The following is a 14624-nucleotide window of genomic DNA, read 5'->3' on the forward strand; positions in this document are numbered from 1 at the left end:
CCGGTTAGAATTACCCGGGAAATCTTTGCAAGACTGACCCGTTTGGGTGGAGCGTTGCCGCCAAATTCAGCGATAGCTTCTCGCGAATCTATTTTGATCCGGGCCGTTTGGCTCAATGAGAAGCCGCGATGCCGCCGCCCGGCGGTTACCCGCGGCCATTATTAATTTCAGGGGGAGGCCAATATGTCTAACGACGGCATGATTTCGATTATTGCTAACACCAATACCACGGTCGTCGACGGCAACAACAGCCTCATTGTCGCAGGCAATGGCAATGACACCCTGGCCGCCGGATCCACCAGCATCATTGTGGCGGGCAACGGCAACGACACCATCACAGTCGGCGCCAACAGCGCCATCGCCGCCGGCAACGGCAACGACACGCTGACCGCAGGATCCAGCAGCCTCGTCATTGCGGGGAACGGCAACGACACGGTCGCAGTCGGCGCCAATAGCGCGATCACCGTCGGCAACGGCAATGACACGCTGACCGCCGGCGCAAACAGCATTGTTATCGCCGGCAACGGTAACGACACGATCAATCTCGGCACGAGCGACATCGTTACCGTCGGCAGCGGCAAGGATACGTTCGTGTTGCCCGGCTACGGGCAGGTGATGCTATCGGCTCCGCAAAGCCTTTCGGTGAGTGAGGACGGCACGATTGCGCTGACGATCGCGGCCGTCACGTCAGGCTTTGGATGGGGCCAGGAGAATATCTTCGGCTTCAACGCATCGAATGACAAGATTCAGCTCAGCAGCGCCCAGTTTGCCAATTTCACGGCCGTCATGGCCGCCGCCAAGCAGGTCGGCAGCAATACCGTCATCACCGCTGATGCCAGCGACAGCATCGTTCTGAACAACGTCAAGCTGTCGAGTCTCACTGCCAAGGACTTTACCTTCACGGCCGCTCCGGCCCTCGTTTACACGATCTCCGGGATTCCCGTGGACGCCACGCTGACGGACACGGCCGGGGCGATCCAGGTCGTCAACGGTACTGTGACCTTGACCCAGACCCAGCTTGCCGGCTTGACGCTGAAGGCGGGCGAGGTGACCGCGGCAAATCTCGTCGTGACTGCAACCGATCCGACGACCGGCAATTCGGTCTCCAAGGTCGTTGCGCTGTCCGTCAATCCGGTCGCGCCGACGCTTCATACGCCGGCGACGCTGAGCGTTGCGACAGGCGGTACGGTCGCGCTGGGCATCACCGAGACGCCGTTCGACCCGCGGGACACGGTGTCCATCACCATCAGCGGCGTGCCCACTGACGCCACGCTTTCGGCGGGCACGAAGAATGCGGACGGCAGCTGGACGCTCACGCCGGCACAATTGACGAACCTGACGCTTAAGGGCGGCGCTGCGACCACCGTCAGTCTCTCCGTGACGGCAACCAATACGCTGGGCCAGACCGCGTCCTCACCGGCTGCGCACATCCAGCTGACGATCGCATCGCCGCTCTCCGTCACCTTCGACAAGGTGATCTTCACCGACACCGGCGTTCAAGGCGATCACCTGACTGATAACAGCTCCGTGACGCTGTCGGGAACGGTGACCGACGCGATCACCGTGTCGAAGGTTGACGTCTTCAACGCTGGTACGCTGATCGGGTCGGCAACGATCAACCCCGACCATACCTGGACGCTCACCGCCACGCTTGCGGATGGCAATTACAACCAGCTCTCCGCCACCGCGACCGATATCGCGGGCACCAAAGCGAGCGCCAGCACCAGCCAATACGTGCAGATCGACACGTTGGCGCCGACAGTCGCCTCACAGTCGGAGTCGAGTCCCGGGCTGACTCAATCCACCGTGGAGGTCATCAACGTCAATGCCAGCGATGCCCACGGCATCCAGTCCGTTGCGATTTACGACGACGCAGCGCACCAGAAGGTCGGCGACGCGACGCTCAGCAACGGCGTCTGGACGTACACGGCCTCGGGTCTTGCCGACGGCACCTACAAATACTATGCGATCGTCACCGACAACGCAGGCAATCAGACCAAAACGGCCGATCTCACCACCGTGACGGTCGACACGACCGCTCCGACGGTGACTTCAGAATCGGAATCCGTCTCCGGTCCGACACAGCTCACAACCGACGTCATCAAGGTCAATGCGAGCGATCTGAACGGGGTCGCTTCGGTGGCGATCTACGACCATGCGACGAACCAGAAGGTCGGTGACGCAACCCTGGGCGGCGACGGCGCCTGGGCCTACACGGCGTCAAATCTCGCAGGCGGTACGCACAATTTCTATGCGATCGTCACTGACAACGCCGGCAATCACACCACGACTTCCGACCTCGCCACGGTTACGGTCGATAACACACCTCCGGTCATCAGCTTCGGCCAGGTCAAGCTTGACAATCCGGATTCGACTGGGACGATGTCGAACGACGGCGGTGCGACGCTGTCGGGCACGGTCTCGGACAATATCGCCGTCGCCCAGGTTCAGGTGTTCAACGGCTCGACGCTGCTCGGTACGGCGAGCGTTGCGAACGGCACGTGGTCTCTCCATACGGTCCTGAATGTGGGATCGTACGACCAGCTGCACGCAACGGCGACCGATACCGCCGGCAACAGCGCGGATATTGCCAGCCATGGTGTCGTGAGCATCACCCAGGTCGCTGGCCTCGCCACCGACGGTTACATCTCGGGTGCGACGGTTTTTGCCGACACCAACGGCAACGGCAAGCTCGATGCCGGGGAGGCGTCCGGCATCACGGACGCGGGCGGTCATTTCGTCCTCGGGGCGGGCACGACGTCAGGGCCTCTGGTCCTGATCGGCGGCACCGACACCGCGACCGGGCAGCAGTTCACGGGCGTGCTGACCGCGCCCACGGGATCGACCCAGGTCACCGCGCTCACGACGCTCGTTCAGTCGGTCGCGGTCGCCAATGGCGGTGACGTCACGGCCGCTTCGCAGGCCGTTGCGGCGGCCCTTGGCATCGATCCGTCCATCGACCTGACCAAGACCGACATCTTGACGAACGCCTACACCGGCGATGCCCAGCCCTTTGTGGCGGCCGCCAAAGTGCTCAACACCGTTTCGATGGTGGCATCGGCCGTCGCGGGTACCGGTGCGTCGAATTTTACCTCGGCGGCAACAGGCGCGTTTTCGGCGCTCGCCGCCCAGATCGTGTCGACCGGTGGTCTCGACCTCACCAGTTCGAGCGTTGTCAATGCCGTGGTCGCGAGCACGCTGAGCAGCGCCGGTGCCTCGCTGACCGGCACTCAGACGAGCGAGATCGCGAACGTCGTCACTTCCGTGAACACGGCGACCGATCAAGCTGTTCAGGCCGCTCAGGCGACACAGGGCAGCACGACTGCGGACCTCCTGGCCAGTGTCAGCGCGACCTCGATCGTGGCGCAGGGCAGCGCGTCAGCCGACCTGCAAGCCGGTGCGCACAGCGGCGACCTCTCGACCGCTGTCGCCAACAACACGAGCACGGCGCTCTCAACCGCCGTCCAGAGCGCTGCCAGTCAGGTATCGACCGCAAGTCTCGCTCCTGCGGCGCCCAACTTCGTCAGCTTGTCGCCGACCGACGCTTCGCCGACCGCCTCGAGCGCGGTCCATTACCTGCTGACCTTCTCCAACTCGGTCCAGGGCGTGACCGCAAGCGACTTCTCGCTCGCCACGACCGGGCTCACCGGCGCGAGCATCACGAGCGTCACGGCCGTGGCGGGGAGCGCCGGCGCGCAATATCTGGTCGAGATCAATCCGGGTTCCGGCAACGGCACGCTGTCGCTCAGTTTCGCCGGCACCACCGTCCAGGATTTGAGCGGCGCGGCGCTGCAGGACCAGAGCCTGCACACAGCTAAAAGCTATTCGATCGATCATTCCAGCGGTGAGCAGGCCGCGCTGGCGTTGGCCGTCACGAACACGCAAGTCAATGCCGCAGGTTCGGCGCTGCTGAATTTTACGATCAGCGGACTTCAGCCGACTGATACGGGTATTGTCACCTTCACCGACGGTCAGAACTCGGTCTCCGTCAACGTGAACGGCGGACAGAGCACCTATACTGCGAACCTCAGCGCGTTGAGCGACGGGCCGATCTCATCCCAGCTTGCCGTCAATACCAATGCGGCGGGCCACTCCTTCACTCCGGTCGCAAGTTCCAGCGCGGTGACACTGACCGGATTCAGCACGCCGCCCTCGAGCGGCATCAGCGTCGTTCAGAACGCCACCGGTGACATCGGCGTCGTCTCGGCGGTCGCCATTACCAATCAATCGGGCATCGGCCTGCTGGCCCAGGAAGCCGCAAACGGCGTCGGCAACATCGTCGTCAATACGGCGGCGAGCGTGACCGGCACGGGCAGCGGATCGGTCGGTCTCGAAGCACAAAACCTTGATGCGTCCAATAGCGGCAATGTGTCGGTGACCGCGACCGGCGGCGTCACCGGCAACCAGCATGCCATCGTTGCTTCGACGGCGGGGAGCGGCAATGTGTCGGTCGAAGCGGGTGGGGCGATTGCCTCGACCGTGCAGTTCGGAATCCGTGCCGCGGCTTACGGCGCAGGCGGCGTTTCCGTCCTCACCGATGCCGGCAGCACGATCAATTCGGGAGGCGCAGGCATCAGCGCCATCAATTTCGACACGGTGCTTGCTGCAGGTGCGAACAGCATGGTGACGGTCACCAACAATGCCGTCATCAACTCCGGCACGACGGTTAATCCCAGCGGATCGGTGCCTCAGGGCATCGCCGCTGGCTTCTATGGCGCGAACGGCACCTCGAACACCGCAATCAACGGCACGGTTCTCGTCAATAACAACGCCAACATCACTGCCGCGGCTGGCTACGGCGTCAACGCTTATAACTGGGGCAACGGTGACGTCACGCTGAACGAAGCGGCCAACACCGCAGTGTCGGGCGCCCAGTACGGCCTTGCCGCTTATGCCCTGAGCAAGGGCTCGGGTAGCGTCGCGGTTAATGTCGGCGCAAATGTTGCGGTTACCGCGACCACCTTCATTGGTGTCCAGGCTTCGACCAGCGGCGTCGGTGACGTCAACGTCACGACGGGCGATGGTGATACGATCTACGGCGGCAGCATTGGCGTCAACGCCCAGAGCCAGGCCACATCAGAGCCTGCCACCGGGAATGTCACGGTGGTGCTTGGTAACGACACCATCCATTCTGGCACGAACAATACCGGCAATGGTAGCGCCACGCCGGGAGCCGTCTCGGTCGGCTATCTGCCGAACTCAACTCAAGCGGCCTCGAATACCGTTCTCGGCAATGTCACTGTGCAGAGCGACGCCCAAGTCACGGCCGACAAGGCGTCCGGCATCAACGCGTATAATTGGGGCAAGGGCAACGTCACGGTGTCGACTGGCCCCGATTCCACGATCCATGCCGCGGGCAACGGCATCCAGGCGAATGCCTTGAACGGCGGCAATGTCAGCGTCACCAATGGCGGCTCGATCAATTCCGGCGCGACGGGCGTCTCCGCCAATTCGAACATGGGCCTCGGCACCACCGGCGGAACGGTGACCGTCGTCAACAACGGTACGATCACTGCCGGCACCACCGGCATTGGCGTTGGCGGCAATCATGTCGGCGCCATCTCGATCACTAACAACGGCACGATCACGGCCACCCAGTTTGCCGGCATCGGCAGCAGTGCCGTGAACGGCAATGTCACGATCACCAACACTGGCGCGACGACGGGATCGAACGGCATCTTCGCCTCGACCAGCGGCTCTGCAAATGTCTCGATCACCAACCAGGGGACTGCGACCGGCACGACCTTTTCGGGCATCGGTGCCAATCTGACAGCGGCTGGTGCAACCGGCTCGGTCAGCATCGCCAACTCAGGCACGGTGGCGAGCCTCGTCAGCAACAGCCCCGCGATTGGTATCAACGAGAACAATGTCGGAACCGTCACTATCAACAACACTGGCATCATCGGTTCGAACGCCTCCGGTCAGGCTCTGTACGAGGGCGGCGGCGACATCACGCTGACCAACAGCGGCACGATCGCCGGCAACATCAACGTCGGCAACGGCACGTTCAACAACCAGGTCGGCGGCGTCTGGGCGGTCGGCACGTGGAGTGGATTCGGCACGGCATCGACCACGGGCGTCGTTGAAAGCAACACGATCAACAACGCGGGCACCATCAACCTGTCCGGCGCCAATATCAACGGCGCCAACGGCCTCGTCGTGAACAGCAGCGGCCACATCGACACCCTCTCCGGAACCAACATGATCAACGGGTCCGTGAACAACACGGGCACGCTCGAGGTCGCCTCCGGCTCCCTCGAGATTGGTGGTGGCCTGAGCGGGACCGGGTCTGTTCTGGTCGATGCCGGTGCCGCGCTAGTCCTTGACGGGGCGACGGCGCAGACGGTCACCTTCACCGGCAACGGCGGCACGCTCGGCCTCAATTTTGGGGTAGGCGGCACCGCGATCAGCGGCACCATCGCGGCGGTCTCTTCCAACGGCGGAAACTTCGCGATCAATGGTTGGGGCGCTGTTACCTCTACAGCTGGCGACGGCATCGACTTCACGGCATCAGGCGGGACCGCCGGCAACATGGCCGAGATCTCGGTCGCGCCTGGCGGCGCCATCACTGGCGCTGCCAACGGCATTGTGGTGACCCAGAATGGGACCGGGGACATCTTCGTCTCCACGTCAGGTCCAATCGTCGGCCAGGCGGGCACGGGCATCCTGGCCCAGGACATCGGGAGCGGGGTCGGCAATATCCAGGTGGTGTCGACGGGCAGCGTCACCGGTACGGGCAGCGCATTGTTCGGCATCCAGGCGCAGAACCTCAATGCGGCCAATGGTGGCAATGTCTCGGTCACGGCGACCGGAGGCGTCAGCGGCAATCAGCATGCCATCATTGCGATCAATGACGGCAACGGCAACGTGTCGGTCGAAGCTGGGGGACCGATCAATTCGACGGTGCAGTTCGGCATTCGTGCCGACGAATACGGAACCGGCAGTGTGTCTGTTCTCACTGACGCCGGCAGCACGATCAACTCGGGTGGCGCAGGTATTAGTGCCCTCAATCAGGATGCGACGCTGGCTTTGTCCGCCAACAGCATGGTGACGGTCACCAACAATGCCGTCATCCATTCCGGCACGACCCTCAATCCCAGCGGCTCCGTGCCGCAGGGTATCGCCGCCGGCTACTACGGCGCCAACGGCACGGCCAACACCAACATCAACGGCACAGTCATTATCAACAACAATGCCAACATCACCGCCGCAGCCGGCTATGGCGTTGACGGCTACAATTACGGCAACGGCAATGTGACGGTGAATGAGGTCGCCAACACTTCGGTGACCGCCGATCAATATGGACTCGCGACTTTTGCCAACAGCAAGGGGAGCGGCAGCGTCGCGATTAATGTCGGCGCAAATGTCGCAGTCCACGCCAACACCTTCATAGGCATTCAGGCGTCGACCACCGGCGTCGGCGATATCACCATCCAGGCCGGCGACGGTGATACGATCTACGGCGGCAGTATCGGCGTCAACGCCCAGAGCCAGGCGACGTCCGAGCCTGCCACCGGGAACGTCACGGTGGTGCTCGGCAACGACACGATCCACTCCGGCACACATATCACCGGGAACGGCGGAACAACTCCGGGCGCGGTCTCGGTTGGCTACGCGCCGAACGGATCGAGCACGGCAACGAACTCTGTGCTCGGCAATGTCACGGTGCAGAGCAACGCGCAAATCACGGCTGACAAGGGTGTTGGCATCAACGCCTATAACTGGGGCAAGGGCAATGTGACAGTGTCGACCGGCTCGGCGTCCGCGATCACGGCACCCGGCAACGGTATCCAGGCCGGCTCCCAGAACGGCGGCAATGTCAGCATCACCAATGGCGGCTCGATCAACGCCGCAGCATCCGGCATCTCTGCAAATGCGAATCTGGGCATCGGCACGACAGGCGGCACGGTTGCCATCACCAACAACGCTGCGATCAGTTCGGGCACCGGCATCTTCGCCGGCGGAAATCACGTCGGCAACATCTCGATTACCAACAATGGCGCGGTCACCGGCACCAACTTTGTCGGCATCAACGTGAACCAGACGGCCAGTGGTTCGACGGGATCGACGACGATTACCAACACCGGTACCGTGACAACGCTGGGCACAGGCTCCGCAATCGCCGTTAGCGAAAACGCCACCGGCACCGTTACGCTCAACAACTCCGGGACCATCGGCTCGTCGGCTTCGGCAGGCGCAATATTTGAGACCGGCGGCAGCCAGATCACCATCAACAACAGCGGTACCATCTTTGGTGGCATCAACACCGCGGGCGGCAACATCGGCGCTACCTCCACGTTTAACAACAACGCCGGCGGCGTCTGGCAGACCGGCTACATGGACGACGAGGGCACGATCAATGCTTCGGGGGCTGGCTCGACGATCACCTCCACCGGTGCGACCGTTGGCTATTCGGGTCATGGCAGCTTGAACCTGTCGGCCGGGGCGGCACTTGCGATCGATGCGCTCGCTGTTGGAAGTCAGCTGGGCAGTCAGGGAACGGTCACTGTGACCGGGGCGGGCACGAGCCTGAACGCCAACTCAGGTCAGTACCAGAATATTCAGCTCGGAGTTGCGGGCTCGGCTGCGCTGATCGTCGCTGACCATGCAACCGTCGTGACCGGAAACATGGACGTTGCTGTCAATTATGCCGCTGGCATTATCGACACGCTCGATATCAACAATGCCACGCTCACTCTCGGTCAGGGCATCACGATCGGTGACGCTGGAACGGCACATGCCACGGTGGAAAACGGCGGCACGATCAATGCGGGCTATCTCGGCCTCGGCGGACAGGCCGGCGGAGACGGCAGCCTCACTATTGATGGTGTCGGCTCCCATCTGGCAATCCAGGGTGACACGGACGGCATCAACGTGGGTTACGGCGGCGCCGGTCATCTGACGCTGTCGGACGGCGCAACGATCACGGCTGATTACGTGAACATCGCCTCGCTTGCGGGAAGCTCGGGCACCCTGACCATCTCGGGCGCGGGCACCAGCCTCGACACCACCTCGGGCACCTATCAGAACATTCAGGTCGGTAGCGACGGCACCGCCACCATGACGATCTCTGACCATGCGATCGTCACGACCACCAACATGACGCTCGCGGTCAACCACGACGCGGGTGTGACCGACTCGCTGACTGTGGACGATGCCAGCCTGCATGTCGGTGGGACCTTGACGATCGGCAACAGCGGCGCAGCCACCGCCCTTGTGGACAATGGAGGCAGCCTGACCGCCGGCTCGCTGATCCTGGCGGAATTTTCAGGAAGCACCGGCAGTCTCACCGTTGATGGCGCTGGCTCCGTGGTTACCGCCGACTACGTCTCGATCGGCGGGCCATCGGCCGTGCTGACGCTCAGCAATGGCGGTGGCATCGACGTCGGATCGAGCGCAACGACGATCGCGAATACCATCCATATCGGCGGCGATGGATCTCTGGTCGGCACCGGCGAGATCACATCGGCCATGGTCAACGATGGTAGCATCACGGCGACCGGCGGCGCGCTTCAGATCGATCAGCAACTGACCGGCACTGGATCTGCGTACATCAACGCCGGCGCCACCCTCGACCTGTCGAATGGTGCCGCCTCCTCGCAGACCATCATGTTCACTGGACCGTATGGGTCGACTGCTTCGCTGGTCGTCGACCACGCATCGAGCCTGCAGGCCTTCATCTCAGGTTTCACCGGCACCGGTGTGCTAAGCAGTTCCGATCAGATCGATCTGAAGGACATCAACTACAGTACGCTCTCGGAAAGCTACGATGCCGTCAACAACGTGCTCAATATCTCCGACGGGACGAACTCCGCTGCAATTCATTTCATTGGAACGTACCAGGAGCTGAACTTTAGGTTTATGAGCGACGGACAGAACGGGACGATCGTCTATGATCCTCCTGTCCCGGGGAGCACGACGAGTGCATCGACGAGCACGCCTCCCGTGGTTGAAGGAGACGGCTTCAAGTTTGCCGCAATTGGGGGTGCCCCCAGTGTCTGGATCGGAGAAGCGGGTGATACGCACAACAACATCGGCGCCTCCATTGGTCAGATTCTCAACATGCATGTCGATGCAATGGCAACGCCCTCAGGTTTGATCCCGGATGCCGCTTTTGCTGACAACAAGCTGTTGTCCGCACATGACTACCACGTGGTTTAGTTGTGTTTAGACACGGGCAACAAGCCAAGGAGTAAAGTGACCGGCGGAGTGATCCCCGGGAGCACTTCGACAGTTCGACGCGGGCGTTCGCTTGGAGCGGACCAAGGAGAGCAGGTCGTCCGGGGATCTTTGAGTGCTAGCATGCTCTAAAATTGCTGTCGCAGAAAGAGGCCGAGCGCGCTACTACTGCTGCCACGATTGCCAAGATCGAGGCAACGATACCGCTACTCAAGCAGCGCGTCGACGTTCGCAAATACCTCGCTGACAAGGAATATGGCTCGAAACTCCAGTATCTCACCGAGATGCAGGATCTGGTCGGCCTTCAGCAGGAACTGTTGGTCCAGAAGAACCACATCCACGAATCTGAATCGGCGGTTACGGCGCTATCCGAGACCCGGCTCCAGACGATTGCGGAATATCGCCGTGCGCGGTTTGATGAGTTAGCGAAGGCCGAGCAGAAGGCCGGCGGCCTTGCCCAGGACGTGATCAAGGCCGAGCAACGAACCAGGCTCCTGGCGCTCACAGCACCGGTCGACGGCGTGGTGCAGCAGCTGGCCGTGCACACAGTCGGGGGCGTGGTGACCCCGGCGCAGGCGCTGCTCGCAGTTGTGCCGCGCGACAGCCGTCTGGAAATCGAGGCAATGGTGTCGAACCGCGACATCGGCTTCGTGCATCCCGGCCAGCAAGCCGAGGTCAAAGTCGATACCTTCAGTTTCACCCGCTATGGTCTCCTGCATGGGGAAGTCATTAACGTGTCCCAGGACGCCATCACCCGCGACCTCGCCCTGCTATTAGAATTGTTCCGCACGGGCGACCTCGCTCCGAACTCGTGCACCCCTGCTCATTTGTTCGGCACCAGCTTTCGGCGCTATTTCGGAAGTTTTTCGGAGCTGCTTCGCGACTTATCGCGGCCGGTGACGCAACCTGTGCTGCCGAAGCACCGACAGTGAAGGGGACGACGCGCGTCGGCTGCCTCAATGGAGGTCGATGTGCGATCGTTCGACGCCCGGACCATGGGGCCGATATTTTCCGGCCAGCCCTCGCTCGCCAGCACGTCGCGAACGGATTCGCTTCCGATCAAAAGCGCCTTCCGTGCGCTTGGACCTGAGCGCCAGCGCATTTCACGACCTGCCACTCGGTCTCGACGACCCGTCTCGCCTGAGCAATTTCGTCATGAGGTGAACCATGCAGAAGCCCTATGAGTACACGCTGACAGCCAGCGACCGCGCGACGCTCTCCACGTGGCTGTCCCGAATCTTCGCATTTTATTGCGTCGTCATTCTTATCATCGGGCTTGCGCTGGCTGGCCCACGTGTCGCTCTCGACGGCGAACGACAGGCAACGGTATCGATCAGTCAAACCGATCCTCGATCCGCCAACTCCGCCAGCCGCGCGACATCGCCGTCAGATTCCTTCTCCATCGAAATGCCGCTGCCATGATCCAGTCTCCGTTGATCCAGGGCCTCGGCACCTTGCTTGGATTTCAGCTCGCCGGCGAACTGCTCGTCCGCCTCCTGCAAGTGCCGATTCCAGGCCCGATCATCGGTCTCTCGCTGCTTTTTCTATTCCTGAGGGCGCGGATCGCTTTCGACCTCGCAGCGCCCGATGCGATTGAAGCGACGGCAGTCGCGCGGGTCACTGATCCGATGCTGCGCAACTTGGCGATCCTGTTCGTCCCCTCGGGCGTCGGCGTGCTGCAATACGCGGACTTGTTCGTCCGGCATGGCGCCGCAGTCGTGATCGTCGTGATGGTCTCGACGCTGACGACAATGACAGTGACGGCGCTCGTTTTCGTTGCCGCGCAATCTCTCGTGCGGCGGCTGCCGGGCCGCAGCCGGGCGAGTTCTGTCCAATTCGGTCCGCCCAACCCGCGACGATCGGGGTGAAGGTCGTCGGACCCGAACCGCGAGGCAGTTGATATGAGAGACGAGAGTTCGCTGATCACCTTTCTCTCGACCTCCCCGCTCATCTGGTTGGTCGTGACGCTTTGGGTTTGGTGGTGTGCTGATCGCGTATCGGTATCGCTCGGCCGGTCCCCGGCTGCGAACCCGGTCCTGATCAGCGTCGTCGCGATCGTGCTGCTGCTCGAAATCACCGGAACGCCGTATCCAACCTATCTCGCCGGCGTACAGTTCATCCAGTTCCTGATTGGTCCGGCCATCGTTGCGATCGCGATACCGCTATTCAGGAACTGGTCGACCGTTAGGCAAAACGTAGTCCCAATCTTGATCGCGCTGATCGCCGGCTGCTTCACCGCGATCATGTCAGTCCTGGTGTTGGGCACCGCATTCGGCCTGCCTCGAGTCATTACCATTTCGCTCGCACCGAAATCGTCCACTGCCGGCGTGGCCATGGCGATCAGTCAGCACCTTGGTGGCGAGGCCACCATGACGGCTGCGTTCACGGTGACGACCTCGATCATCGGCGCGATGACGATCGCATCGCTCGCGCGATGGTTGCGGGTGAAGGATCCTGCAGCGATCGGCTTGGCTGTCGGCCTCGGTGCTCATTCGGTCGGAACGGCTCGGGCCTTCCAGATCGACCCCGTTGCGGGGACATTCGCCGGCATCGCGCTGTGTCTCAATGCCATCCTCACCGCGCTGATCATGCCGTCACTGGTCGCGACGCTTCCCTGAAGTGTGTTCGTCGATCTCACGCCGATTCCTTGACCTGGACGCAACGATATGAGCGATGATTCCGCGCCAGGTCGCGTTGCGCTGCGAACGCTGGTGATCGTCGGTTTGACGGCATTGCTCACATTGATCGATCTATTCGGTCCGCAGGCGATCGCGCCGGCTCTTACGACGGCGTTCCGTACCACGCCTGCTTACATGGGCATCGTGATCAACGCCGCCACAGTCGGCATGGCGATCAGCGGCTTCTTCACCGCTTGCATTGCCGACCGGATCGAGCGCAAGCCGGCGATGATCGTGGCATTGTTGCTTCTCAGCATTCCAACCTTCCTGCTTGGCCGGGCACCTGACCTCATGATTTTCGCCGCGCTGCGCATCCTTCAGGGGCTATTGATGTGCGCATCCTTCACCGTCGCGATTGCCTACGTCGCGGAAGAATGGGGACCGAGCGGCGGCGCGCCGCTGGTGATGGCGGCCTACGTGACTGGAAATGTCGGCAGCAATCTGCTGGGCAGGGTCCTAACCGGCAGCGTTGCGCAATATGCCGGCTGGAGAGGCGCGTTCGTCCTGCTCGCGGCGATGAACCTTGCGGGCGGAATCCTACTCTGGATCGTCTTGCCGCGCAGCGAACGATTTCACCGCAAGCGGCACGATGGACGAATCGTCGTATCGCTCCGACGGCATCTCCGCAATCCTCGCCTGCGCGGCGCCTACGGAATCGGCTTCCTTATCCTGTTCAGCTTCATTGGCATCTTTACGTACGTGAACTTCCTGCTGGCGCGGCCGCCATTCAGCCTCGCGCCGGCAGCTATCGGCGCACTCTACAGCGTATTCCTAGCCTCACTGCTTGCAACCCCAGCCGCGGGCCCGGCGGTGCGCAGCCTCGGCTCAGCGGCATCGATATTGCTGGGAGCCGCGGTGTCGCTCGGTGGAGTGCTGCTCACCCTCTGCACGACGGTATCGACCGTCATGGCCGGGCTTGCGCTTGTCGGTGTTGGCACCTTCTTCTGCCAGGCGGTAGCAACCGGCTTCGTCGGCAAAGTGGGCGGGAAAGCCAAGGCAGCGGCCAGCGGCCTCTATCTCGCCTGCTATTACAGTGGCGGAATTTGCGGTGCATTGCTGATCGGCCTGATTTATGACAGGTGGGCGTGGCCGGGCTGCGTGGCCGTAACGGGGATCGCTTTCGTGCTGATGGCGCTTATCCCGTTCATTGCCTGGCGGGAAGCAGCTATGCCGCGCCGCCCGGCTGGCGCTGAGACATCGGAGCAAGGTTAGAATGCATCTGGCTGCTATCGGTCGACGGGAAGAGGTCTCGGATTCTCGGGTGGCTGGAGCGCTTGATACTCTGCGGCGTCACCGAGCGACACCGTCGGATGGCGGGAAGACGATCTTGTGATTGCTACAGAATCCCCTCACGAAGTCAGATACTTGTATTGGCCGTCGTCCAACCATCAGTCCATGCACAATGGTTTCGATCGCCGCATCAGCGCAGGGGTACGCTTGAAGCGCCGCCTCGTATTCGTTTACGAATCTCTTCGCGAGGGATGATCCGGCGTTGGCGCGGCTTCGGATTTCGCGGAGCAGGTCGGATAACATCACGGGTGGATTAGTTTCATCGCAGGTGAGCGATAGCTCGAAGCGCCGAGCCATATATTCAAAGCTCATCGGCAGATCGTCCGCGCAACACTTCGCCACGAAATGCTCGATCCGCGCACGCAAGACAAGTTCCTTTAACAGATGCCCGTCGCACTCGATTTGATGCGGCTGCAATCCTGCGCTCGGTACGCCGAAAATATTGTAGCATCCGATCGTCGATGTCATCTTGGATCC

7 protein-coding genes are annotated in these 14624 nt (G+C 62.0%); 6 read left to right on the plus strand and 1 reads right to left on the minus strand.

Annotated features, from left to right (window positions below; genetic code table 11):
- Window positions 1-183 precede the first annotated feature (183 nt).
- The 6 genes from ACP2YP_RS11885 to ACP2YP_RS11910 all read left to right on the plus strand — a co-directional run bounded on the left by ACP2YP_RS11885 (window position 184) and on the right by ACP2YP_RS11910 (window position 14069).
- Window positions 184-10161, plus strand: coding sequence for an Ig-like domain-containing protein (locus ACP2YP_RS11885; RefSeq protein WP_426424310.1), 9978 nt, complete (start codon window positions 184-186; stop codon window positions 10159-10161).
- Window positions 10162-10313: 152 nt separating this feature from the next.
- Window positions 10314-11111 carry an HlyD family efflux transporter periplasmic adaptor subunit gene (locus tag ACP2YP_RS11890; RefSeq protein WP_426424311.1) on the plus strand — a complete coding sequence of 266 codons (798 nt, stop codon included), beginning with the start codon at window positions 10314-10316 and terminating at the stop codon, window positions 11109-11111.
- Between the two features lie 235 nt (window positions 11112-11346).
- Window positions 11347-11601 carry a hypothetical protein gene (locus tag ACP2YP_RS11895; RefSeq protein ID WP_426424312.1) on the plus strand — a complete coding sequence of 85 codons (255 nt, stop codon included), beginning with the start codon at window positions 11347-11349 and terminating at the stop codon, window positions 11599-11601.
- Window positions 11598-12047, plus strand: a complete 450-nt coding sequence (locus ACP2YP_RS11900) for a CidA/LrgA family protein (protein WP_426424314.1) — start codon at window positions 11598-11600, stop codon at window positions 12045-12047. Before ACP2YP_RS11895 ends, ACP2YP_RS11900 begins: the two co-directional genes overlap by 4 nt.
- A gap of 33 nt (window positions 12048-12080) precedes the next feature.
- Window positions 12081-12797: an LrgB family protein gene (locus ACP2YP_RS11905; protein ID WP_426424315.1), complete on the plus strand. Its 717-nt coding sequence runs from the start codon at window positions 12081-12083 to the stop codon at window positions 12795-12797.
- A 93-nt stretch (window positions 12798-12890) separates the two neighbouring features.
- Entirely contained in the window at window positions 12891-14069 is a 1179-nt protein-coding gene (locus ACP2YP_RS11910; protein ID WP_426424317.1) for an MFS transporter, read from the plus strand.
- 78 nt (window positions 14070-14147) lie between these two features.
- On the opposite strand, the gene ACP2YP_RS11915 is transcribed toward ACP2YP_RS11910, so the two are convergent.
- Window positions 14148-14615 carry a hypothetical protein gene (locus tag ACP2YP_RS11915; RefSeq protein ID WP_426424318.1) on the minus strand — a complete coding sequence of 156 codons (468 nt, stop codon included), beginning with the start codon at window positions 14613-14615 and terminating at the stop codon, window positions 14148-14150.
- Between the last annotated feature and the right edge of the window lie 9 nt (window positions 14616-14624).

This window comes from Bradyrhizobium genosp. A, from assembly GCF_049949275.1.
In the GTDB taxonomy this organism is placed as follows: Bacteria; Pseudomonadota; Alphaproteobacteria; order Rhizobiales; family Xanthobacteraceae; genus Bradyrhizobium.

Bases quoted from the DNA above. Each gene is read 5' to 3' on its own strand.
- ACP2YP_RS11885 (WP_426424310.1), top strand. From the start codon at position 184: ATGTCTAACGACGGCATGATTTCGATTATTGCTAACACCAATACCACG.
- ACP2YP_RS11895 (WP_426424312.1), top strand. From the start codon at position 11,347: ATGCAGAAGCCCTATGAGTACACGCTGACAGCCAGCGACCGCGCGACG.
- ACP2YP_RS11900 (WP_426424314.1), top strand. From the start codon at position 11,598: ATGATCCAGTCTCCGTTGATCCAGGGCCTCGGCACCTTGCTTGGATTT.
- ACP2YP_RS11905 (WP_426424315.1), top strand. From the start codon at position 12,081: ATGAGAGACGAGAGTTCGCTGATCACCTTTCTCTCGACCTCCCCGCTC.
- ACP2YP_RS11915 (WP_426424318.1), bottom strand. From the start codon at position 14,615: ATGACATCGACGATCGGATGCTACAATATTTTCGGCGTACCGAGCGCA.